This is a genomic window from Brooklawnia cerclae, from assembly GCF_011758645.1.
Classification (GTDB): Bacteria; Actinomycetota; Actinomycetes; order Propionibacteriales; family Propionibacteriaceae; genus Brooklawnia; species Brooklawnia cerclae.
The window spans coordinates 619,232-641,213 of record NZ_JAAMOZ010000001.1; the positions used below are offsets into that span (position 1 = coordinate 619,232).

Here is a 21,982-nt window from a genome sequence, read left to right on the forward strand (position 1 = left end):
GGGTTCACGACCGGGTTCGTCGATCCTCCGGCCGAGCCGGGCCCGGAGGGCATCGTCGCCAGATCGAGTCGTTTCTCGACGCCGAGTCGGGCGAGGACCGATACAGCGTGGTCGGACCGCCTCGCGGCTCAGGGCGTCCGCCCTGTTTTCTGCGCACCAGTCGTCCGGGAACGCGACGGAAAGCGCTTGCTTGGGCGTGTCGATGTGCGCTGCGCAGGGTTTTGGTGTCAAGCGACGATGTGATCAGGGCTGAGGGCATCCACGGCACATGCCTACGCGTTACATCGACCCGCGAAAAAGGCCGGACGCTACAGCAGGTCCACCGCGAGTTGCTCGGTGACGATGCCGCCGCTCGCGGGCTCGTCGCTCGCGGTGAGCCGCAGCACCCCGGCGCCCTCGCGCTCCGCCACGACGTCGGTGAGTCGTCCGTCCGCCCAGTGCAAGGCGGCGCCGTCGTCGGCTGCGTAGCCCGCGTCGAGTTCGCCCGAGGCGATGGCACCGGTGTAGACCGCGTGCCGTTCCGGTTCCCCGTTCCAGTGCGGGCAGAACGAGCCCGGCAGCATGCCCAGACCGTGGGGCCAGGGCCGGTAGTCGCCGAAGGAGTCGGTCACGCAACCGGTGTACCAGCACGCCCCGCCCGCCGACAGCCCCGCGAGGACGAGGTCGCGCCCGGAAGCGGCCATGCGTCCGAGCATCTGGTCGACGCGGTGCGCCTTCCACAGGGCGAGCAGGTTCACGGTGTGGCCCCCGCCGACGACCACCAGGTCGGCCTGCTCCAGCCGGGCCACCGATGCGCCGGCGTCGGTCCACAAAGTGAGCACCATCGTCCGGACGCCGAGCGTGCCGTACGCGGTGAGGAACTTCCGTACATAGGTGGGGTCATCCGCCGAGGCCGTCGGGGCGAAGCACACGAGTGGACTGCGCCGTCCGGTGAGCTCGACGAGGTATCGGTCCAGGTTGGTGGGTGCGCCGTCGGGCGCCATGGAGAACCCGCCACCGCCCATGGTCACGATGTGCGTCGTCATGAGTTCATCATCCCACGCCGCCTATGCTGGGCGGGTGAGTCGTTCCACCACCATCGGCGTGATCGGTGGCGGCCAGTTGGCGCGCATGATGTACGCCCCTGCGATCGCCCTCGATGTGAACCTGCGACTGCTGGCGGAGGGGCCGGACGTCGGCGCCGCACGTGTCTTCAAGGACGTCACGGTCGGCGACTACACCGATGAGGCCATCGTGCGCGAGTTCGCGGCGGGCTGTGACGTCATCACCTTCGACCATGAGCATGTGCCGACGAGGATCCTGCGGGGTCTCGTGGACGAGGGCCTGCTCGTCCGCCCGGGGCCCGAGGCACTGGAACACGCCCAGGACAAGCTGCTGATGCGCGAGCGTCTCACCCGCACACTCGACGCGCCCGCCCCGGCATGGCGGCGGTGCCCCGACGAGGCCGCCCTGCGTGCCTTCGGTGACGAGGTGGGCTGGCCGATCATCGCGAAGGCCAGTCGCGGCGGCTACGACGGCCACGGCGTCTGGAAGCTCGACGGCCCCCAGGACGCCGCGAAACCCTTCGCCGAATCGCTCGACGCGTCCGCGGGTGAGACGGTGCAGATCATCGGTGAGGAGTTCGTCGACTTCGCCCGCGAACTGTCGGTCATCGTCGTCCGCTCCCCGTCGGGCCAGGCCGTCGCCTACCCGGTCAGCGAGACCGTGCAGCGCGACGGGGTGTGCCGCGAGACGATCACCCCCGCCCCCGGGCTGCCGGACGAGCAGGCCGCTGCGATCACCAAACTCGGCCTCGACATCGCCGACGACCTGCGGGTGGTCGGCGTCCTGGCCGTTGAGCTCATGCAGCGCACAGACGGCTCGGTGGTGGTCAACGAGCTGGCGATGCGTCCCCACAACACCGGCCACTGGACGATCGACGGCGCCCGGACGAGTCAGTTCGAGAACCATCTGCGCGCTGTGCTCGACCTACCGCTGGGCGACCCGCGCCTGCGCGACGACTGGTGTGTCATGGTCAACGTGCTCGGCGGCACGGTCACCGACCTCACCAGCGAATTGCTGCACTGCTTCGCACGCGACCCCCGGCTGCGCGTCGAGTTCTACGGCAAGGGCGTGCGTCCGGGACGCAAGGTCGGTCACGTGGTGACCTACGGGGAGAATCTGGACGATGTGCTCGGGCGTGCCCGGCACGCCGCGCGCTACTTGATGGGTGAGATCAGGGAGGGACAGTCATGACCAGGCCGCCACTGGTGGGGATCGTCATGGGATCGGACTCGGACTGGCCGACGATGGAGCCGGCCGGGACGGCCCTGCTGGAGTTCGGCATCGGGTACGAGGCCGACGTGGTGTCGGCGCACCGGATGCCCGAGGAGATGGTCACCTACGGCCGGCAGGCCCACCACCGTGGTCTGCGTGTGATCATCGCGGGCGCCGGGGGAGCCGCCCATCTGCCCGGCATGCTGGCCGCGCTCACCCCACTGCCGGTCATCGGCGTGCCCGTGCCGCTCAAGCACCTGGACGGCATGGACTCGCTGTTGTCCATCGTCCAGATGCCCGGCGGGGTGCCGGTGGCGACGGTGGGCGTCGGCAACGCGCGCAACGCCGGTCTGCTGGCGGTTCGCATCCTGGCCAGCGGCGATCAGCGGCTGACCGAGCGCATGATCGCATTCCAGTCCGAACTGCGTGACCAGGCTCTGGCGAAGGGCGAGCGGGTCCGCCAGAACTCGCCGGGGCACGTGTAGCCGCATACGTCCGCGCCGCGGCCGGTTCAGGCGGGCCGCGTGAAGCCCACCCGGCAGCTTGGCCGGCGATGCCGTCAGGTCTCAGGGAACGCTCGGGGTCGTCCGGGGGCATGCCCGGTTCGTCCGGCCGATTCCTTGGGATGCCCGGCCGGGCGGGGTTGGCTTGCCTTCTCGGACGAGGGAGGAAGCCGTGAAGGAGATCATCAAGTACGTGCTCGGCATCGCGATCGTGATCCTGGTCTTCCGGGTCGGTGCGGCGATCCTGGGCGGGCTGTCGGGGAATCTGCTCGGCATCGTGGCCGTCGCGGTACTCGCCTGGCTCGTCATCCGCTCGGCACGAGTCCGGCACCGGTGACACACAGGCCGGGCGCCGTGTCGGTCACCCGGCGTGACGTCCCGCGGGGAGGGCGACGACAGCCTGGACGCAGGCGAGGGCTCCCACGACGATGAGTACCGCGTCCCACCCGTCCGATTGCCCCAGCCAGCCCGCGACGGTCGGGCCGGCAGCCGCCATGAGATAGCCCAGGGACTGGGCCATCCCCGCGAGGCGGGCCGTCTGCCGAGGCCCCTGCGAGCGCAGTCCGGGCAGTGCGAGCGCCACGACGATGGCCGATCCCTGGCTCAATCCCGTGATCACGATCCACAAGCCGAGCAACTGCGGCCGGGCGAGCAGACCGGCGACGCCGATGACCATGGCGATGCCGGTCACCGCGGCCGGCACACGATGGTCGGTGGTCTGCTGCATCCAGCGCGACACCACCAGCCCGGCGAGCACACCGACCGCCTGGAAGACGAGTAGATGTGCTCCCGCTCCGGCGTCGGAGACCCCGAGGTTGCGCTCGATGGTCGGCAGCCATGCGAGGAGCATGTAGAAGGTCGTCGACTGGAGCCCCATGAAAACCGCGACCGCCCAGGCGTCGGGGGAGCGCAGCAGATGTGCCCAGGCGGCTCGTCCGCCGCGTGAGCCGTCGTCCCGAGTCACGGTGAGAGGGGTTTCACCGAGGCGGCGCGACCGGCCGATCCAGACGGCGAGTGCCACGACCACCAGCGGAAGCGCAGCGGCGAGAGCGGGACGCCATCGCTGTCCGAGCGCGTCGCTCAGTGGGACGGCGATCCCGGAGGCCACCCCCGCCAGCCCCGTCATGACGGCGGAGTACACACCGGTCAGCCACGACATGGACGCCGAGTAGTCGCGCTTGATGAGGGCTGGGACGAGCACGTTGCCGAACGCGATGGACGCCCCGATGAGCACCGTGCCGGTGTACAGGGACCCGACTCCCGGGGCCGAGCGGAGCAGGATGCCGACGGCCAGCGTCGAGAGGAAGACCGTGAACGTGCGCCCCATTCCCCAACGCCCGGACACCCAGCCGGCCAACGGCGACACGGTGGCGAACGCGAGGAGCGGCAGCGTCGTCAACAGACCCAGCGCCGGTGCGCTCAACCCGAGCTGCGCGCCGATCCGCGGTACGAGCGGGCTCACCCCCGACAGCGGGGTGCGCAGGCAGGCTGCCACCAGGAGCACGGGGACGAGGCCGCCGGTGACGGCCCCGCCCTGTCCTGGGGCGGAGCCGTCACCCGTGGTGCGGCTCTCGCCGGTGGTGTCTGCGGGCATGCGCGGGCGCTCCTTTCGCGCGGGGAGACCTCAGGAGGCTAGCACCCCCGCTGGGAGCGGTGCCGCGGTCAGCCCTGCCGGGCCTTGAAACGCGGGTTGAGCTTGTTGATCACGTAAACCCGCCCGCGTCGCCGCACCACCTTGGAGCCGGGCTGCTGCTTGAGCGATCTCAACGACGAACGGACCTTCATCACGCCTCCAATTGATAATAGTTATCGATTGGAGTATAGGCCTCAATCCGTCAGGGCCAAGGCCTGCTTGTAGGTCAAGCGGCCCTGGGTCTGCAGGAGCGCCCGCCGGTAGATGCGCTCGCCCAGCAGGACGGTGAGCACCGAGAAGGCGACGTTGATCAGCAGCGCGACGACGGGCTCCCACCAGGCCACCGTGCCCTGGACGAGACGCACCGGCATGAGGACGCTGGAGGCGATCGGGACGAAGCTCAGCACCACCTGTGCCGTGCCGCTCGCCAGGAAGCCCGCCATGTACACGACCATGAGCACCCAGATCAGGGGCTGGCTGGTCTGCTGGAGGTCTTCCGAGCGCGTGCCCATCGCACCGGCCGCGGCCCATACGCAGGCCAGCGCCAGGAAGCCGGCGAGGAAGAACAGCAGGAACCACCCGATCGCGCTGGAGAAGCTCGGCAGCATGTCCTTGAACGGGGTGAACCCGATGCCGATGAGTGCCGTGCCCAGCATGAGCACCATCTGCCCGAACGACAGCAGCGTGTTTCCGATCACCTTGCCGGCCAGCAACTGGCGCACGGGTATCACCGACACGAGGATCTCGACGATGCGGGACTGCTTCTCCTCGATCACCGATTGGGCGATCTGCATGCCGTAGGTCATGGACGACATCAGGAACAGCACGGCGAAGGCGAGTCCGGCGATGTAGCCGATCACCCCCTGGGCCGCGTCCCCACCCAGGGTCTCGGAGTCGAAACCCATCGCCTGAGCCACATCGCCGGGCGAGGCGCCCGCCTCCTGCGCGAGCGCGGCGATCGTCTGGCTCGAGAGCACCTGGCTGAAGTACTGCTCGAAGGTGGCGTCCGGGCTGGAGTCGTAGGTGAGTTGCCAGCGGCCGTCCACCTGATCGACGAACACATCGGCGTCGCCGTCGCGGACCAGGCTCTCGGCGGCATCGGCGGTGTCGACCGTCGTCAGGTCGACGCTGTAGCGGTCGTCGGCGGCGTGGGCGGCGTCCCCCACGGCCGCGGCCATGGCGGCCGACTCGGGGGAGGTGACCACGACGTTCATCGTCTCGGGACGCGAGCTGAAGAAGACGCTGGCCGCCACGGCGAGGACGATCATCGCGAGGGTGGCGAACGTGCCGATGACGAATGCGCGATCGGTCAGCTTGACCATGACCTCGCGGATGGTCACCGTGAGCCACGGGGGCTGACGTTCCTGGTCGGGGGCCGTCCTCGTGGGTGCGTTGCTGGTCATGCTGTCACCTCTCGATAGATCTCAGACAGGGTCGGGCGGACGATGGCGAACTCGTGCACGCTCCCACGGCGCAATGCCTCGGTGAGCAGGGCCTGCTCCGCGCCGGGACCCTGCAACTCGACCAGGGCCGTGGAGCCGTCGACGTCGTCCACGCGGACGTCGGGGAAATCGCGCACCCACCCGGCGTCGCCGTCCACGACGAGGCGATGGCGCAGGCGTCCTCGCGATTCGAGCTCGTCCTTGGTGCCGTCCGCCACCATCCGGCCCTCGGACAGGATCACCAGCCCGTCGCACAGCCGGTCGATCAGGTCGAGCTGGTGGCTGCTGAACAGCACGGGCACACCGCGGGCGGCCCGTTCGGCGAGCAGCCCGGCCATCTGGTCGACGGCCTTCGGGTCCAGGCCGCTGAAGGGCTCGTCCAGGATCAGTGCGATCGGGTTCGCCATCACCGCGGCAGCGATCTGGACGCGCTGCTGGTTGCCCAGGCTGAGCTTCTCCAGCTTGTCCTTCAGGCGATCGCCGAGCCCGAACCGCTCCATGAGCGAGGTGGCCTCGGCACGTGCGGCGGCGGCCGTCATGCCCTTCAGCCGTGCGATGTAGATCAGCTGGTCGACGATGGCCTGCTTGGGATACAGGCCCCGCTCCTCCGGCATGTAGCCGAAGTGTGCGCGGTCCTCGCGGGTGATCGGGCGGCCGTTCCAGGTGACGGTGCCCCCGTCGGGTGCCAACAGCCCCATGATCATGCGCATGGTCGTGGTCTTGCCGGCGCCATTGCCGCCGACGAAACCGATCATCTGGCCGGTGGGCACGTCGAACGACACGTCGTCGACGGCTTTCAGTTGCCCGAACGTTCGGGTGAGGTGGGATACCTCGAGCATCGATCGCCTCCTTGGTGGGATGCTCCCAGCCTGCCGGGCGCGCGCCGCGGGCGCATCGGCCACGCGACGGAGATCGGGAGTCCGTCGTTCGGGTGAGGCGGGGACGGGCCCTGCGAGCATCCGGTCCCTGAGCCTGCCCATCCGGTCCCCGAGCTTGTCCATCCGGTCCCTGAGCCTGTCCATCCGGTCTCTGAGCCTGTCGAAGGGCGACGGGCACCCGGCGTCGGTCAGCGGAGCAGGCCGCTGCGATAGGCCCACGCGACCGCCTGGACGCGGTCGCGCAGCCCGAGCTTGGTCAGGATGTTCGAGACGTGTGTCTTCACCGTGGCCTCGCCCACCACCAGTTCGGCAGCGATCTCCGCGTTCGACAGCCCGTACGCCATCTGGACGAGCACCTCGGTCTCACGCTCGGTGAGCTCGGCGCCGGCCGGGCCGGTGGGACGGCCCCGTGCGGAGGACGCCGGAACCGAGCCGGCGGGACGAGCCATCTGCGCGATCACGCGCGTGGTCACCTCGGGCGACAGGAGAGCGTGGCCGCGGGCCACCGCGTGAACCGCCTCGACGAGCATCTCCGGCCCCGCGTTCTTGAGCAGGAAGCCCGAGGCTCCGGCGTCGAGCGCGTCGAACAGGTAGTCGTCCCGGTCGAAGGTGGTGAGGATGACCACACGGGTGGTCCGCGCCACCTGCCTGGTCGCCTCGATGCCGTCCATCCCCGGCATCTGCACGTCCATGAGCACGACGTCGGGCGCCAGCCGCGCGACCTGCTCGACGGCGTCCACGCCGTTACCCGCCTCGCCGACGACCTCCACGTCGTCGGACACCGACAGGATCATGCGGAACCCGGTGCGGACGAGTTGCTGGTCGTCCACCAACAGAACACGGATGGGTGCGGGTGCGGTCACATCGTCAGGCAAGGGGGCAGTCCTCCGGCTCGTGCGCGAGCGGCAGGCGCACACGCACACGATAGCCGCCGGTCACCCTCGGCCCGATCTCGGCGGTTCCGCCGTGCGAGGCGACCCGCTCCCGGATGCCCATCTGGCCGAGCCCGGTGCCGCCGGTGCCCGGCAGGGAACGCCCGTCGTCGAGCACCTCGGCCTCCACCCAGCCCCCCGGGCGTCTCGTCCCGTGGGCGCGGATGACGACGCGGGCCTGCTGGGCCGTGGAATGCCGCTGCACGTTGGTGAGCGCCTCCTGGACGATGCGGTAGAGCGAGAGCTGCAACGGCAGTGGGACGTGGGTGAGGGCCTCGGGCTCGTCGATCGCCTCGGTGTAGGCGATCCGTAGCCCGGAAGCCTCCGTGATCTGCGCGAACAGGGCAGGCAGTTCGGCCAGTGAGGGCTCCGGCGCACGGGAGGCCGGCTCGGCGTCCTCCGTGGCCCCGCGGAGGGCCCCGAGCAGGCCCCGCATCTCACGCACGGCGGTGCGCGAGGAGTCCTCGATGGTCGACAGCGCTTCCCGTGCCTGGTCGGGATGCTTGTCGAGCAGGGTCCGCGCCGCGCCGGCCTGGATACCCATCACCGACACGTGATGCGCGACGACGTCGTGGAGTTCCCGTGCGATGCGCAGCCTCTCGGCCGTCACCGCCCTGCGCTGCAACTGGGCCGACTGCTCGGCGATGGTGGACGCCTGCTCGGCGAGGACGGCCTGGCTGCGGGCCTGCCACCAGGCGTTGCGCCCGAGCCAGATGGCGCCCACGACGTAGAGGGTGTTGACGAGGAACGTGTCGAGCACCATCGACACGACCGGCGGCAGGATGCCAGGGCGCAGGTCCTCGTCCCCGGTCGCGACCGCTTCACGCAACGAGTCGAGGGAACTGCCGACCGCGACGTCCCAGGCGACCCAGCCGAACATGGCGATCGTGATGGCGCCGAGGACGACGGCGCCGGCCCGCCGGTCGCGCGCCCAGGCGGCGGCCGAGTAGATCGCGAAGAAGCAGATGCCCTGGTAGAGCAGGGTGTATCCCACCTCGGGGATGAACGTGCAGGTCACGAAGAAATGTGCGAAGGCGAGCGCGGCCACGGGGGTGGGCCAGACGCGTCGTGCCAGCAGCAGGAACGCGCCGGTGACGATGGCGAGGTATTCGACCCAGATCGGCCGGTCGGGCAGGAAGGCGCCGGTCACGGGCCGTTCCAGCTCCCGGTTGACGGCGATGATCAGGGCGAACGCCACCACGAGCACGACGTCGGCGCGCGTGATCCGCTGCGGAGGGCGGACGAAGTCGTCGTCCGTGCCGAACCAGGTGGCGATCCGCTGCCCCAGGCGCATGACGATCAGCTCGCGAACCGGCTGAGCTGGGACGTGTCACCCTGCGAGATCTCGTCGAACATCGCCAGCGCGTCGTCGTGGTTCCACACCACCACCGACTGGCCGTCGTCGGTGACGCCCGCGGGATCCGAGATCGGGACGACCAGCGACAGGCCGTCGCCGCTGGAGACGTCGATGAGTGCGCGAGCCGCCCCGATGAGGTCGCCCGTGCCGGTCTCGTCTCCGCGGGTGAGCATGTCCTTCGCGGCCATGTTGATCCGCCAGTAGCGGAACGGGTTGAGGACGGTCGCCGGCGAGGCGACCTTGGATGCCACCTGACCCATGACCTCGCGCTGCCGCTTGGCGCGCCCGATGTCGCCCTCGGGGTCCTGGTAGCGCTGCCGGACGTAGCCGAGCGCGTTGGCCCCGTCGAGGGTCTGGCAACCCGCCGGGAGGTCGATGTTGGCGTACTCGTCCTGCATGGGGGCGTCGAGGCACACGTCGACGCCGCCGACCGCGTCCACGACGCTGGCGAAGCCTCCGAACCCGATCTCCAGGTAGCCGTCGAGCTGGACGCCGGTCGCCAGCTCGACGGTCTCGGTGAGCAGTGCGGGGCCGCCGTAGGCATAGGACGCGTTGAGCTTGCCCTGGCCGTAGCCGGGGATGCTGACATACGAGTCGCGGGGCAGGCTGACGAGCACCGACGGCCCGCTGATGGGGCGATAGAGCAGCATGATCGTGTCGGCGCGGGACCCGGCCGCATCGCCGGTGCCCAGTTCCTCACGCTCCGCTTCGCTGAGACCTTCGCGGCTGTCGGTGCCGACGAGCAGCACGGCTGTGCCCGGCTGTGTACTGGGCCGGTCGGTGGACTGCGACTCGTCCACGGTCTGCATGTGACCCGCGGCGTACAGCGGCACCCCGATGAGCCAGGCCAGCCAGGCGACCAGGAGGATGACGACCAGCCTGAGCAGCCGCAGCGCCCGTCGTCCCCGGCGCTTCCGTGGCCTCGGTGAGGTGCGGGCCGCATCCCCGGCGCGGTCCCGTGGGTCGCGTGCAGCGGGTGGACGCCCGGCGGTGTTCCTCGCGTCGGCATGCCCGGCTCGGGACGCCGATTGCCTGGCCTCCGATGGGCGCGAGCCCGCCGAGCGAGCACCCGACGTGCCCCGGTACCCCGGTTGCGCCCCTGATCGCGCCTGGTTCCCCTGTGCCTCGCGGCGCCCGGATCGGTCGCCGGCGCTCGTCCGCCCGATGCGGGCTGCCTGCTGCCCGGAGGCGGAATCGTCCGCGTACGGCTCGGTGGTGACCCGCGGCCTCGGCGACTGGGCGGGACGCGCGGTGCTGTCGTAGAGCCAGTCGAGATCGTCCTGGCGCTGCGAATCGCTCCTGACGTGACGGCGTTCATCCGGGCCGGGGCGCTCAGTCATGCCCACAGGGTACTAGTGGGGAATGTGCGCCGGCCGGGTCTGCTACGGGCGTGTGGTGCGTTCCTGGCCCGCGATCCGCTCGACCTGCTCGTCGGTGCCGCCGACGGTCACGACGGCGGATCCCTGGCCCAGCAGGGGAGCGACGAGTCCCTCGACCACCGTGCGCCAGGGATCGAGGCCGGCTCGCAGCAGCCGGCGGTCGTCGGACGGCTCCACCTGGGCAAGGTCGTCCCACGAATGGCCGAGGTCGGTCTCGAAGCAGACGGGCCGGGTCGCGGGGACGCGCCAGTGCACGTCGGGCTGGCTCAGCACCTCGGCGTAGTCGGTCACGCCCAGCGGTTTGCGGTCGAAGGGCCCACCCAGCGGGTGCAGCGAACAGGCCACGGTCTCGACGCCGGGCACCGGGTGCGGGTCCTCCGGGCCGACCACGGCCGCGTCCAGCAGATCCGTGGACGCGAGTCCTTCCCGTGGCATGGCCACGACGCATCCGCCCAGTTGCCACGTGGCCATCGTCCAGACCAGTCCCACCCAATGGCCGGGATTGGTGATGAGCACCGTGTTCGCGACGCGCGGGAACTCGTCGACGTCCATGGACACGAGCAGGTTGGCCGACTTGTCGACCCAGTTGGCGAAAGTACGGCCGGACAACTCGGTGCGCTGGCCGTGGTCGAGGTCGTACCAGGTGAGCAGAGGCGCGCTGCCTCCGTGGAGCACACGCTCCTCCAAGGCTTCCAGTACTCCCAACCCGAGGCGGGGGTTCAACGGGCGGATCATTCGCCCATCGTAGATGCAGGCGCCCGCATGTGCACACGGCTCTCGTAATGGCACCGGCTAGATTGTCGGTGTGCGTTACGTGGTGATCATGGCAGGTGGCTCGGGCAAGAGGCTGTGGCCCTTGTCGCGTCAGGGTGAGCCCAAGCAGTTGCTTCCCCTGTTCGAGGGGCGCAGCCTGCTGCAACTCGCCTGGGACAGGGTGTCGCGGGTCGTCGCGCCCGAACAGGTGCTGGTGTGCACGGGAGCCGACTACGCCGACGTCGTCCGCCGGCAGTTGCCGGAGCTGGCGCCGGAGAACCTGCTCGGTGAACCGGAGGGGCGTGACTCGCTCAACGCAGCGGCCTGGCCGGCCGCGGTGCTGGCCGCGCGCGACCCGGACGCGGTGGTGGCGATGGTGACCGCCGACCAGCTCATCTCACCGGTGGAGGTGTTCACCGAGGCATTGACCAACGGGTTCCGGCTCGCCGAGGACCGCCCTGACGTGCTGGTCACGTTCGGAGTCGTCCCGACGTCCCCGCACACCGGGTACGGATACCTCGCCCGCGGGCAGGACATCGCGGGTTACGGCCGGGCGAGCGCGGTCGACGAGTTCCGCGAGAAGCCGGACGCCGCCACGGCGCAGGAGTACCTGGCCAGCGGGCGGTACTGGTGGAACTCCGGCATGTTCGTCTGGCGTGCGCGCACCTTCCTCGACCAGCTCGCCGTGTTGCTGCCCGGCACCTATGCGAAGGTGCTGGAGCTCGCCGCCCGTCCCGAACTGCTGCCGGAGATCTACCCGACCCTGCTGAAGATCTCCGTCGACTACGCGGTCATGGAGCCGGTGTCCCGCGGCGAGGGGTCGGCACGGGTGGCCGCGATCGCCCTCGACATCACCTGGGCGGACGTCGGCAGCTTCGCCTCCCTGTGGGACGTGCTCGACCACGATGCCGACTGCAACGCACGGATGGGCACGACGGTGGTGCGCGAGTCGAGCGGCAACCTGCTGGTCAACGCCACCGACGACAGCGTGCTCGCCGTGCTCGGCCTCGATGACGTGGTGGTGGTGCGCACCGAGTTCGCCACCCTGGTGGCGCCGCTGTCCGCGTCCCAACAGATCAAGACCCTGGTGGAGCAGGTCGCCGACGAGGCGGGCGCCGAGCTGGCCTGAGGACGGAGGAGGACGGATGATCCAGTACGCCAAGGGACTGCGCGGGCCGGCCATGGTCGTCGTGCTCGTCGTGCTGTCGGTCTACGTGGGGCTGAGTGTCGGTCGTTTCGTCATGCTCACTACCGGAGGCAGCGCCGTCGCGGCGGCCGCCCAGGAGGCGGGCTCGTCGTCCCCATCGCTGGTGTGGGTCTTCCTCGCCGTCGCGCTGGCGCTGGCATGCCTGTTCATCGAGCCGCGGCCGCGCCGCTCGCGGAGACTCGTCACGGCCGCGGCGATCGTCATGATGATCGTCGCGGTGGACGCGCTGGTGTTCCTGGTGCTCGGCCTGCTCGGGCAGCTCACCGTCGGTGAGGCGCTGGGCGTGGTCGGGGGGGTCGTGGAGACCCTCGTCAAGGCCGCGTGTGCGGCGGTGCTGTGGCGTCTGCGTCCCGACAGCGCGGACGAGGCCGGCGTCCCCGGGGACGAGGGGAACGGGGCACGGCGCCGGGGGCCCGATCCGGTCTGGCGGGCCGAGGAGGCCGTCGGTCTGCAGTGGGCGCGTGCGGGGGACGCTGCCACCGGTGCCCCGGCGAGCAGTTCTGTGCCGCCGCCGGCGCTGCCCGAGGCTGTTCCCCCGCCCGCCCCTGTCAGACGGCAGCTGTGGTCGCGCGGTGGGATAGGCCCGGACGCACTGGCCGACGCCGAGCCACCGGTCGAGTCGTCCGGACCGCCTGCGCGGGGTATGCCGTGGACGACGGCATCGGAGGCCGCCGACGGCTATCTGTCGCCCACCTCGGGGGAGGACGCGGGAGACGGTGGCGCGCCGCCGTCGCCGCGGCGGGAACCCCCCAAGTGGACTCCGATCACTCGCGCCGAGTGAACAGATACTTGCGTACCTGATCCATCTGTTCAACAGATAGTTGCGACTTCTTTCAATTTGACGCGCGGTTAACCACAGGCGTGTAATTTCGTCCTTGTAAGTCATGCGGCACCCGGTACCAGGTGCCGCGCAGGGGGATGACTTGTCCGGGCAAAACCTCAACAAACTCTGGACAGGGTCAGCAGTGAAAGTCGAGAGGAACGAGAGGAACAGGTATGCAAGCATTCCTGGCGCTCGTCGACATCAGCGACGAAAGTGCCCTGGCGTGGCAGGAGCGGGCGCTGTGCGCCCAGACCGACCCGGAGGCGTTCTTCCCCGAGAAGGGAGGATCCACCCGTGAGGCCAAGCGAGTCTGCCAGAGCTGCGAAGTTCGGGCCGAGTGCCTTGAGTACGCACTGGCAAACGATGAACGTTTCGGCATCTGGGGTGGACTGTCGGAGCGTGAGCGTCGCAAGCTGAGGCGCAGGGCGGTCTGAGCCCGGGCTCGCGGACATGGCAAAGCCCGTCGGATCTGCCCTTCTTCGCTTCTGCAGGTAGTGTGCATGAGGTGACGGACCGGCCGAGTGACATGTGGGCCTGGGCCCACGAACGGCCCGACGAACCGCCCACACCGGTGGATGCCAGCGGAGTGCTGGCGGTGCTCGTCGCGCACAACGGTGACCAGTGGCTGCCCCGGACTCTTCTCGCCCTCGCACGCCTGGACGTGCGTCCCGGTGGCCTGATCGCGATGGACGCGGGTTCGCACGACGGTACTCGGGAACTGCTCGAACGGGCTCGCGCGCAGCGCATCGTCGACGTCGTCCTCGACGGCGAGCCCGCCGAGGGTTTCGGAGCCAACGTCGACACGGCCGTGCGCGAGGCGGAGGCCCAGGGGTTCCGTCCGTCATGGCTGTGGCTGTTGCACGACGACTCGGCCCCCCGTCAGAGTTGCCTGTCGGAACTCCTCCGCGAGGCGACGCCCCCGGCCGAGGGTGAGGGACCCGCGATCCTCGTCCCCAAGCTCCTGCATCCCAAGCGCCGCAACCATCCCGATCAGATGAGCGCGGTCGGCGAGTCGATCGCGCGGTCGGGCATGCGCGTCCTGACGGTCGAGGCGGGCGACATCGATCAGCACCAGCAGGAGCCCGCTCCCGTGCTCGGCGCGTCGACGGCGGGTCTGCTCATACGCATGGACGCCTGGCACGCGCTGGGCGGGCTGTCGCCCGAGATCCCCCTGTTCCGCGACGGCGTCGATCTCGGCTGGCGGGCCAACGCGCGGGGCCTGATCGTGCGAACCTGTCCGGCGGCGGCGCTGCGTCACATCGAGGCGGGACGCGTCGGGCTGCGCGACAGTACCATCGCGCCCGATCCCCAGCGGGCCGACCGGCTTGCCGGCATGTCCGTGGTCACCATGCATGCCGAGAAGCCCGGACGCACCGTCAGCCGTCTGTGGCTGCAGTCGGTCGTCTCGTCGATCGGCTTTCTGCTGGGCAAGTCGCCGAGCCTCGCCGCGAGCAGGATGAAAGCCGCGTTCCAGTTGGTGGGCCGTCGCCGGATGCTCGTCGCCGCGAACGCGCGGGTGCGTGAGCAGAGCCAGGGTGAGGTGCCCGCGGGCCTGCTCCCGGACAGGTCGTGGGGCGTGCGGCGATTCTTCGACCGGACGGCCGGGGCGATCAGCGATCGGTACTACGACCTCGTCGACGAGGACGACGACGGCGGCCTCGACGAGCTGACGGGCGACGATTTCGCCGGCGGACCCCAGCGGACCACTTTCTGGTCGCCCCCGATCATCGGAATGATCGTGATGCTGCTGGTCAGCGTGGTGGCGAGCCGCCATCTCATACGCTTCGGGTTCCTGCAGGGCTCCCAGCTCCTCGCCGCCCCACCGACCCTTCACGACGCCTGGGCCGCCTGGGCCCAGGCCGACGCGGGGATGGCGGGGTCGAACGCGCCGTGGCTCGCGTTCACGGCCCTGGGATCGACCCTGGCTCTCGGTCACCCCGACTGGTTCGCGTCCGTGCTCGTCCTCGGGGGGCCGGCTCTGGCGGGCTGGGCGGCGTTCTATTTCCTGCGCCCGATCACCGGCCACGGCTGGTGGACGCCGGTGCTCGCCTGCCTGTGGGGCACCCTGCTGCCGGTGGTGGGCGCCACATCCAGCGGTTCGATGGACGCCGTGGTCGTCGCCGTATGCCTGCCGATCATGGGATCGGTGATGCGTCGTTGGATCGACGCGGACACGAAGGGCGCCGAGGGGTGGCGCCTGCCCGCCTCGCTCGCCCTGATCGGCACGGTGCTGGGGAGCTTCATGCCCCTCATGCTGGTGATCACCGGCGTCGTCGGCGTGTGGATGGCCGTGTGGCGCAGAGACGTCCGTGGTGGTCTCGTGGCGGTGCTCGGCCCGCTCCTGGTGCTGGGAGCCTGGGTGCCGCGGCTCCTGGACGACCCGGGCCGGCTGCTCGTCGGCAGCGATCCGGCCAGCACATCGGCCGGTCTGGCGCCCAGCGGGCTGGACGTCCTCACCGGTTCCGCGCACGAGCCGGGAACCCCGATGGTCGTGGGGGCCGTGGTCGTGGCCGCCGTGTGGGCGGCGGGCATCGTCGGAGCGATCCGGTCGGACGCGATCCGTCCGGGAACGCGTCGCCTGCTGTACGTGGCGGTCGCGGCCGGCCCGCTCGCAGGTGTCGTCCTCAGCCGATTCGTGGTCTCCGTGGCCGGGGTCTCGGTGCGACCGGACCCGGTGCCGTGGGTGTTGCTCGGTCTGTTCGCCCTGCTCGTGCTCGCCGCTTTCGGTCTGGGCCGTCCCCCGGAGGTGTCGGTGGACGACGGCCCGGATGACGGGGGCTCGGGAGAGGCGACCCGGCGGCGGAACCTGCTCGGGGCCGTGCTCGCGTTCGCCCTTGCCGTCGGCGCGGCGTGGTGGGTGATCGGGGGCACGTCCGAATTGGAACGGCACACCGAGACATTGCCCACCTATGTCGTGGGCGTCGAGGCGTCCTCGCGTGCCACCCGGACCCTGATGATCGACCTCACGGGCGGGACCGCGCAGTTCAACGTGACCTCGGCCACCTCCCCGGAGTGGGGCACCGGTGAGTCCCCCGTGCTGTCCACCAGCGCCGAAGCCACACAGGAGATACTGCGATCGGCTCAGCAGTTCGCCCAGGGTCAGCCGTCGGACGATCTCGCGTCCCGGCTGGCACAACTCGGTATCGGGCACGTGTGGTTGCGCGGCGCGAGCACTCAGTCGGTGTCGAACCTGTCGTCGTCACCATCGCTGGGGGTGGCTCAGTTGGACGACAGCACAGTGGTCTTCACCGTCACCACACAACCCAGCCGCATCATGCTGGCCGCCGGTGACACCGAGACCCCGATCAGTGACATGACCGTCTCCGATCCGCGGGCCGGTGCGTTGATCGTGGCGAGCGAGCCGGCCGATCCCGATTGGCGGGCCTCGACCGGGGGACGGCAGCTGGAATCCGCGGACTCGGGCGACTGGCGTCAGGCCTGGGATGCGGACGGCCGCAGCGGTGAGTTGAGGGTCTGGATGCGCATGGATGTCGCGTCCGTCCTCTGGCTCGCGGGCGGCATCCTCCTTCTCATCGTCCTCGCCGCACCCACCGCGCAGAAGGTGAACGCCCCACGTCGAGCCCTGGCAGGCCAGGGGCGCAGGGGAGGTGCGCGCAGATGAGTCAGCGACCCCGGCGTGGGCTGCCGCCCGACGCCCCGAACGACCCGGTGGACAACGTGCCGGACGCCGAGACCACCGCCGTGCGAAGGGCGTTGCGGGACGAAGAACTCGCGGCCATGACGCCGCCCCCGGCGGCGCGGCGCCCCAGCCGGGCGGCTTCCGAGCCCGAGCCTGAGCCGACTGCGGCGGCCGAGCCCGAGCAGACAGCGCCCCGGAGAGGACGCCGGGCCGCAGCCGAGTCGGAACCCGCCGGAGCGGAGACCGTGGTGGTGGACTCCCACGCGTCGGCCGAGAAGTCCGCCTCGCGTACCAGAGGGCTGCGTGCGCCTCGATCACAGGGCGGCGCGAGCACGGCTCCTCCTCGTCCGGCTCTCACCGCAGTCGAGGCCAGGCGACGCCGTCTGGCGCTGGCGTTCGGCCTGTTCGGGCTGATCGCATGCCTGGGGATCGGCCTCGTCCCGGCCCAGCCGGCCCCCGTTCCTCAGACGGTGCCCCTGGTCACGGCCATCAGCCGTACGTGCCCGGTGTCGGACACCGGTCCGGCGACGCTGGTGGCGTCCTCGTCGGACGGCGACATCCGGTTGCGCGAGCTCGGGTCGACCGCTACGTCCACCCTCACCGGCCCGCTCAGCATCGGCGATCAGACGACGGCCACGATCCTCACCCCGACGTTGTCGGAGAGCAGTGTCGTGGGCGGCACCGTGATGTCGAGCGACACCCAGCAGTGGTACGGATCGTGCCGTTCGCCGCGCACCGATCAATACGTGCAACTGCCCGGGGGGGACGGGGCGACCCTGCTCGTGATCAATCCGGAGTCCGAGGACGCCCTGATCGACATCACGTTGACAGGCCCCGACGGTGAGATCACCGGCGACAGCCTGCGCGGGGTGACGGTGCCGGCGAACTCGCAGCACGTCGTCGATCTGTCGGCGTACGCGGGCTCGGTCGACGCGGTCGGGGCGAGGGTCCGCACGAGCCTGGGACGCGTCCTGGCCGTCGCGCAGGCCGTTCGCGACGACGGCGGCGACTTCGCCAGCAACACCATCCTCGGGCGCACAGTGGTGATCCCGGCCGTCCCGGAGGGCTCGGGCAGCACCCTTCTGCTGCTGTCGAACCCGGGCACCACGCGCAACGCGGTCTCGATCGAGGCCATCACCAGCGCGGGCAGGTATGCGCTTCCCGGATACGAGAGCTATGCGCTCAATGCCCAGCGCACCGTGCAGGTCGACCTCACCTCCGCGTTGAACGGGGTTCCGGCGGCGCTGGTCATCACGGGTCGGGAGGACTTCGCGGCGTCCTTGTTCGCGACGGCGGGGGGCGACTTCGCCGTCGTCCCCGGCGAACTGGACGAGCAGAGCGCGGCCGCGCAGGACCTGGTCGCGGTCGTCCCCGGTACCGGAACGTTGCAGATCACGAACTCCGGTGACGGCGAGGCGTTGGTGCGGGTCGATTGGGGTGAGGATCAGGCGCCGGCCGCTCGCACGGTGCTCGCAGGCTCGGTCGCCACGGTCGACATCCCCGACGGAGCGACCACGGTGCGGCTGACGTCCAACGGGCCTGTCTCCGGTGCGCTGCTCGTCCATTCGAGTTCGGGCTCGGGGCTGTCCGCGGTGCCACTGGAATACTCGGCACGTTCACAGGCGTGGATCCCGATCCAGCCCGAGGCGGGGATGGGCCGCTAGGACCTGTCGGCAGTAACTGGGCCTTGACAAGTGTGATCGATGCTCCGCGTGCAGAGATGAGTGAGATGCGGGCGGGCCTCACAGGTGACTCACAGGCGCCTCAAAGTTACAGCAAAGTGACCAGAAATTGAATGAAAGGAGTCAAGCCGGAGAAGAACACGTAAGGAGACGGCCCCATGGACTCCCTCATCATGATCGTCATCGACGAGGTGGCAATCACGATCCTGGCCCTCGGCATCTATTTCACCCGGCATCGTCGCCGCGATCTGGTCGTCGCCTTCCTCGGCGTCAACACGGGAGTGCTGGCCGTCGCCTCCGTGCTCGGCTCGGTCGACGTGGGGATCGGGCTCGGAATGGGGCTGTTCGGAGTCCTGTCCATCATCCGCCTGCGGTCTTCGGAGATCGAACAGCACGAGGTCGCCTACTACTTCTCGGCCTTGTCCATCGGCCTGATCGCCGGGCTCGGCACCGGCTGGGTCGCCATCGCACTCATCGGGCTCGTCCTGGTGGTCATGTTCATCGGTGACCACCCCTCACTGCTTTCCCGCTACCGCGAACATGTGGTGAACGTCGACGAGGCGATCACGGACGAGCAGGAGTTGCGCGAGCGCGTCGAGCAGATCGTCGGTGGCCGGGTGCGGTCGATGACGGTGCAACGGCTCGATCTGGTCAACGACACCACCCTCGTGCGGGTCTGCTATCAGACGGGAACCGGGAAGAGCCGGTCCCCGCAGGCGGTCCACACCGACAGCGCCGGCATACACGCGTTGACCGGCGCCGCGCGCGACGGCGCGGTCCGGGTCGAGGTGCGATCATGAGCGGCGGCATGGCGGGCAGCCTCGCCCGGTACGGCTCGGTCACTCTCGACGAGGTCGTCGGCGGGGCATCGCTGCTCACCCGGGTGGACCGCAAGTACATGATGTGGCGCGACGAGGCCGAGCGCCTCCTTGCAGGGTTGCCGACCGGGTTCCGCGTGCTGGAGACCGACGGGCAGCGTCTGTCGACCTACGAGTCGGTCTACTTCGACACCCCCGATCTGCTGAGCTTCCGCCTCGCGGCTCGCAGCCGTCCGCGGCGGTTCAAGCTGCGGACGCGCGCCTACCTCGACGCGGACGCCGCCTACCTGGAGGTCAAGACCAGGAGCACACGGCGCGTGACCGTCAAGGAACGCATGTGTTACGGGATCGACGAGCGCCATGAACTGACCCCCCTGGGCCGCCAGTACGCGGTCGGCACGCTCGCCGGGGCCGGAGTGGAAACCGCGCGGGTGGGCGTCCTCGAACCCGTGGTGACCACGCGATACCGCAGGGGGACGCTGTTGCAGCCCGACGGCTTGAGCCGTGCGACGGTCGACATCGACCTGTCCTGGCAGGACGCGGACGCCGGGACGCTCACGCTCGGCGACGTGGCGATCATCGAGACCAAGTCGGGCGGGCACGCGTCTGCCCTCGACCGGGTCCTGTGGGCGCACGGATACCGGCCCGAGTCGTTCAGCAAGTACGCGACGGGTCTGGCCGCCCTGCACCCCGGGCTCCCATCGAACAAGTGGCACCGGCCTCTGACTACCTATTTCACGCGCTGACCCACGACAAGGACCCCCATGAACAAGCGACTGATCCTCCCGGCGTTCCTCGCGGCCGTCGTACTCGGCATCACCGGGTGCACCACCGAGACCACCTCGACGGACCCGTCGCCGAGCACGAGCACGTCCTCGGCGTCCAGTTCCGCGACCTCCTCGGCCACCGCGTCGGCGGACTCCGACCTGAGCGCTGCCGCCGTGCTGGCGGACGACGCCGACGCGACGGTGGTCAACGACGACGAGTGGTCGTCCGAGGGCGCCACCGGCATCACCCTGTCGGGCTCCACGGCGTCGGCGGACGGCGAGGGAGTGACGGTGGACGGCTCGACCGTCACGATCACCGCCGCCGGCGTCTACCGGCTCAGCGGGACGCTGGCCGGCCGGGTCGTCGTCTCGGCCCCGGACGACGCGCTGGTCGTCCTCATCCTCGACGGGGCGACGATCACCAGCGACGACTCGCCGGCCATCGAGGTCGTCTCCGCGGACGATGCGGTCGTCGCATTGGCGGATGGCACGCAGAACTCCTTGTCGGACGCGCAATCGTATGACGACAGCACGCAGGCCAACGCGGCTCTCTACGCCGACGTCGACCTCACTATCACCGGAACCGGAGCCCTGACCGTGTCGGGCAACGGGAACGACGGCATCACCAGCACGGACGACCTCGTCGTCCTGTCGGGCACCATCACCGTCGACGCCGCCGACGACGGCCTTCGCGGGAAGGACTCCGTGACGATCCGGGGCGGTACCCTCACGGTGACCAGCGGTGGTGACGGCATCAAGTCCGATCAGGACGAGGACGCGACCGCGGGCTACGTGTTGATCACCGGCGGAACGCTGACCGTCGAGGCCGGCGGGGACGGCATCACCGGCGAGACCGACGTGGTGATCACCGGGGGACAGTTCCACGTCGTGACCGGGTCGGGCCACCAGACGCAGCCTTCCGAGGACGTCTCGACCAAGGGCGTCAAGGCCGGCGTCGCGCTCGTGATCGAGGGCGGCACCCTGGACGTCGATTCCTCCGACGACGCCGTGCACACCAACGGGTCGGCGCGGATCGCCGGGGGAACCCTCACCCTCGCCAGCGGTGACGACGCCGTCCACGCGGACGCCGCGCTGATCGTCGACGGTGGGGACATCACGGTGAGCGAGGCCGTCGAGGGCCTGGAGGGTGTCGACATCTCGATCACGAACGGGACGATCAGCCTCACGACGAGCGACGACGGCATCAACGCCGCGGGCAACACCACGACGACCGGGATGGGTGGCGGCATGGGCGACACGGGCGAGACGCTGACGATCTCGGGTGGAACGGTCACGGTGGACGCCCAGGGTGACGGCCTGGACTCCAACGGCAGCCTGACGATCCAGGGCGGCACCGTCGTCGTCCACGGCCCCACCGCGAGCGACAACTCGGCGCTGGACGCCAACGGCACCCTCGCGATCGACGGAGGGACGGTCATCGCCCTCGGCAGCGCGGGCATGGCGGAGTCCCCGGACTCCTCGTCCGCCCAGGGCTGGGTGATGGCGCAGGCCTCCGGCTCAGCGGGTTCGACCGTGCGGATCCAGGACGCGGACGGCACCGTGCTCGGCGAGTTCACCTCGTCGAAGGCGTTCTCGATGGTGGTCTACTCGTCCGGCGCCGTGGTCAGCGGGGACCAGTACACGATCAGCGTCGACGGGAGCACCACCACCGCGACGGCCGGCCAGTCCGCCGGAGGCATGGGCGGCGGGGGCGGCATGGGCGGCGGCCCGGGCGGCCGCAACGGCTGATGTTCCCCGGACGAGTGCGTGGTGGCGGATCGGCGTGACCAGGTTCCTTGAAATAGCGCATCTCCCGATAGCCGGCCTGCGTTACCCGTAGTCGTGGGCTTTCCGTCGGTTCTCGTCCGAAATTTGAAGGAACGTGGTCACCAGGTCTGCGATGCTCACCCCG

At 70.0% G+C, this 21,982-nt stretch carries 20 protein-coding genes; 11 read left to right on the forward strand and 9 right to left on the reverse strand.

Features of this window, described 5'->3' with window-relative positions:
- Window positions 1-308: 308 nt before the first annotated feature.
- A complete protein-coding gene (locus FB473_RS03055; RefSeq protein ID WP_167164722.1) occupies window positions 309-1,025 on the reverse strand; it encodes a Type 1 glutamine amidotransferase-like domain-containing protein in 717 nt (238 codons plus the stop codon).
- On the opposite strand from FB473_RS03055, the gene FB473_RS03060 reads away from it, so the two are divergent.
- The 3 genes from FB473_RS03060 to FB473_RS03070 all read left to right on the forward strand — a co-directional run bounded on the left by FB473_RS03060 (window position 1,024) and on the right by FB473_RS03070 (window position 3,096).
- The gene (locus tag FB473_RS03060) at window positions 1,024-2,235 is read left to right on the forward strand and encodes a 5-(carboxyamino)imidazole ribonucleotide synthase (protein ID WP_167164724.1); all 1,212 of its coding nucleotides are present in this window, start codon (window positions 1,024-1,026) and stop codon (window positions 2,233-2,235) included. The two genes, FB473_RS03055 and FB473_RS03060, sit on opposite strands and share 2 nt — an antisense overlap.
- Window positions 2,232-2,741 carry a 5-(carboxyamino)imidazole ribonucleotide mutase gene (purE, locus tag FB473_RS03065; RefSeq protein ID WP_167164726.1) on the forward strand — a complete coding sequence of 170 codons (510 nt, stop codon included), beginning with the start codon at window positions 2,232-2,234 and terminating at the stop codon, window positions 2,739-2,741. The genes FB473_RS03060 and purE overlap by 4 nt, the downstream gene beginning before the upstream one ends.
- A gap of 190 nt (window positions 2,742-2,931) precedes the next feature.
- Window positions 2,932-3,096, forward strand: a complete 165-nt coding sequence (locus FB473_RS03070; protein WP_167164728.1) for a hypothetical protein — start codon at window positions 2,932-2,934, stop codon at window positions 3,094-3,096.
- 24 nt (window positions 3,097-3,120) lie between these two features.
- On the opposite strand, the gene FB473_RS03075 is transcribed toward FB473_RS03070, so the two are convergent.
- From FB473_RS03075 to FB473_RS03110, 8 genes are all read right to left on the reverse strand, one after another.
- Window positions 3,121-4,353, reverse strand: coding sequence for an MFS transporter (locus tag FB473_RS03075; RefSeq protein ID WP_167164730.1), 1,233 nt, complete (start codon window positions 4,351-4,353; stop codon window positions 3,121-3,123).
- 68 nt (window positions 4,354-4,421) lie between these two features.
- On the reverse strand, window positions 4,422-4,544 hold the full coding sequence (gene ykgO, locus FB473_RS03080) for a type B 50S ribosomal protein L36 (protein ID WP_167164732.1): 123 nt from the start codon (window positions 4,542-4,544) through the stop codon (window positions 4,422-4,424).
- Between the two features lie 42 nt (window positions 4,545-4,586).
- A complete protein-coding gene (locus FB473_RS03085; protein ID WP_167164734.1) occupies window positions 4,587-5,795 on the reverse strand; it encodes an ABC transporter permease in 1,209 nt (402 codons plus the stop codon).
- Window positions 5,792-6,673 (reverse strand): ABC transporter ATP-binding protein, encoded by an 882-nt coding sequence (locus FB473_RS03090; protein WP_167164736.1) that lies wholly within the window; start codon window positions 6,671-6,673, stop codon window positions 5,792-5,794. Before FB473_RS03090 ends, FB473_RS03085 begins: the two co-directional genes overlap by 4 nt.
- Window positions 6,674-6,900: 227 nt before the next feature.
- Window positions 6,901-7,557 carry a response regulator gene (locus tag FB473_RS03095; protein ID WP_341770130.1) on the reverse strand — a complete coding sequence of 219 codons (657 nt, stop codon included), beginning with the start codon at window positions 7,555-7,557 and terminating at the stop codon, window positions 6,901-6,903.
- Between the two features lie 22 nt (window positions 7,558-7,579).
- Window positions 7,580-8,938 carry a sensor histidine kinase gene (locus tag FB473_RS03100; protein WP_167164738.1) on the reverse strand — a complete coding sequence of 453 codons (1,359 nt, stop codon included), beginning with the start codon at window positions 8,936-8,938 and terminating at the stop codon, window positions 7,580-7,582.
- Window positions 8,939-8,943: 5 nt separating this feature from the next.
- Window positions 8,944-10,341: an LCP family protein gene (locus FB473_RS17845; RefSeq protein WP_243863450.1), complete on the reverse strand. Its 1,398-nt coding sequence runs from the start codon at window positions 10,339-10,341 to the stop codon at window positions 8,944-8,946.
- 42 nt (window positions 10,342-10,383) lie between these two features.
- Window positions 10,384-11,115 carry a TIGR03089 family protein gene (locus FB473_RS03110; RefSeq protein WP_167164740.1) on the reverse strand — a complete coding sequence of 244 codons (732 nt, stop codon included), beginning with the start codon at window positions 11,113-11,115 and terminating at the stop codon, window positions 10,384-10,386.
- 70 nt (window positions 11,116-11,185) lie between these two features.
- On the opposite strand from FB473_RS03110, the gene FB473_RS03115 reads away from it, so the two are divergent.
- From FB473_RS03115 to FB473_RS03150, 8 genes are all read left to right on the forward strand, one after another.
- Window positions 11,186-12,262, forward strand: a complete 1,077-nt coding sequence (locus tag FB473_RS03115; protein WP_167164742.1) for a sugar phosphate nucleotidyltransferase — start codon at window positions 11,186-11,188, stop codon at window positions 12,260-12,262.
- Window positions 12,263-12,278: 16 nt separating this feature from the next.
- Window positions 12,279-13,121: a hypothetical protein gene (locus FB473_RS03120; protein WP_167164744.1), complete on the forward strand. Its 843-nt coding sequence runs from the start codon at window positions 12,279-12,281 to the stop codon at window positions 13,119-13,121.
- 215 nt (window positions 13,122-13,336) lie between these two features.
- Entirely contained in the window at window positions 13,337-13,597 is a 261-nt protein-coding gene (locus FB473_RS03125; RefSeq protein ID WP_167164746.1) for a WhiB family transcriptional regulator, read from the forward strand.
- 71 nt (window positions 13,598-13,668) lie between these two features.
- Entirely contained in the window at window positions 13,669-16,785 is a 3,117-nt protein-coding gene (locus FB473_RS03130; RefSeq protein ID WP_167164748.1) for a glycosyltransferase, read from the forward strand.
- Window positions 16,782-18,467: a DUF5719 family protein gene (locus FB473_RS03135; protein ID WP_167164750.1), complete on the forward strand. Its 1,686-nt coding sequence runs from the start codon at window positions 16,782-16,784 to the stop codon at window positions 18,465-18,467. The genes FB473_RS03130 and FB473_RS03135 overlap by 4 nt, the downstream gene beginning before the upstream one ends.
- Window positions 18,468-18,643: 176 nt before the next feature.
- Entirely contained in the window at window positions 18,644-19,285 is a 642-nt protein-coding gene (locus tag FB473_RS03140) for a DUF4956 domain-containing protein (protein ID WP_167164752.1), read from the forward strand.
- Window positions 19,282-20,049, forward strand: coding sequence for a polyphosphate polymerase domain-containing protein (locus tag FB473_RS03145; RefSeq protein ID WP_208390413.1), 768 nt, complete (start codon window positions 19,282-19,284; stop codon window positions 20,047-20,049). Before FB473_RS03140 ends, FB473_RS03145 begins: the two co-directional genes overlap by 4 nt.
- 18 nt (window positions 20,050-20,067) lie before the next feature.
- Entirely contained in the window at window positions 20,068-21,819 is a 1,752-nt protein-coding gene (locus FB473_RS03150; protein WP_167164754.1) for a carbohydrate-binding domain-containing protein, read from the forward strand.
- Window positions 21,820-21,982 lie beyond the last annotated feature (163 nt).

Excerpts from the sequence above, each read along its gene's own strand:
- FB473_RS03060 (WP_167164724.1), top strand. The coding sequence starts at position 1,024 with ATGAGTTCATCATCCCACGCCGCCTATGCTGGGCGGGTGAGTCGTTCC.
- FB473_RS03055 (WP_167164722.1), bottom strand. The coding sequence starts at position 1,025 with ATGACGACGCACATCGTGACCATGGGCGGTGGCGGGTTCTCCATGGCG.
- purE (WP_167164726.1), top strand. The coding sequence starts at position 2,232 with ATGACCAGGCCGCCACTGGTGGGGATCGTCATGGGATCGGACTCGGAC.
- FB473_RS03075 (WP_167164730.1), bottom strand. The coding sequence starts at position 4,353 with ATGCCCGCAGACACCACCGGCGAGAGCCGCACCACGGGTGACGGCTCC.
- ykgO (WP_167164732.1), bottom strand. The coding sequence starts at position 4,544 with ATGAAGGTCCGTTCGTCGTTGAGATCGCTCAAGCAGCAGCCCGGCTCC.
- FB473_RS03085 (WP_167164734.1), bottom strand. The coding sequence starts at position 5,795 with ATGACCAGCAACGCACCCACGAGGACGGCCCCCGACCAGGAACGTCAG.
- FB473_RS03090 (WP_167164736.1), bottom strand. The coding sequence starts at position 6,673 with ATGCTCGAGGTATCCCACCTCACCCGAACGTTCGGGCAACTGAAAGCC.
- FB473_RS03100 (WP_167164738.1), bottom strand. The coding sequence starts at position 8,938 with ATGCGCCTGGGGCAGCGGATCGCCACCTGGTTCGGCACGGACGACGAC.
- FB473_RS17845 (WP_243863450.1), bottom strand. The coding sequence starts at position 10,341 with ATGACTGAGCGCCCCGGCCCGGATGAACGCCGTCACGTCAGGAGCGAT.
- FB473_RS03110 (WP_167164740.1), bottom strand. The coding sequence starts at position 11,115 with ATGATCCGCCCGTTGAACCCCCGCCTCGGGTTGGGAGTACTGGAAGCC.
- FB473_RS03120 (WP_167164744.1), top strand. The coding sequence starts at position 12,279 with ATGATCCAGTACGCCAAGGGACTGCGCGGGCCGGCCATGGTCGTCGTG.
- FB473_RS03125 (WP_167164746.1), top strand. The coding sequence starts at position 13,337 with ATGCAAGCATTCCTGGCGCTCGTCGACATCAGCGACGAAAGTGCCCTG.
- FB473_RS03135 (WP_167164750.1), top strand. The coding sequence starts at position 16,782 with ATGAGTCAGCGACCCCGGCGTGGGCTGCCGCCCGACGCCCCGAACGAC.
- FB473_RS03140 (WP_167164752.1), top strand. The coding sequence starts at position 18,644 with ATGGACTCCCTCATCATGATCGTCATCGACGAGGTGGCAATCACGATC.
- FB473_RS03145 (WP_208390413.1), top strand. The coding sequence starts at position 19,282 with ATGAGCGGCGGCATGGCGGGCAGCCTCGCCCGGTACGGCTCGGTCACT.
- FB473_RS03150 (WP_167164754.1), top strand. The coding sequence starts at position 20,068 with ATGAACAAGCGACTGATCCTCCCGGCGTTCCTCGCGGCCGTCGTACTC.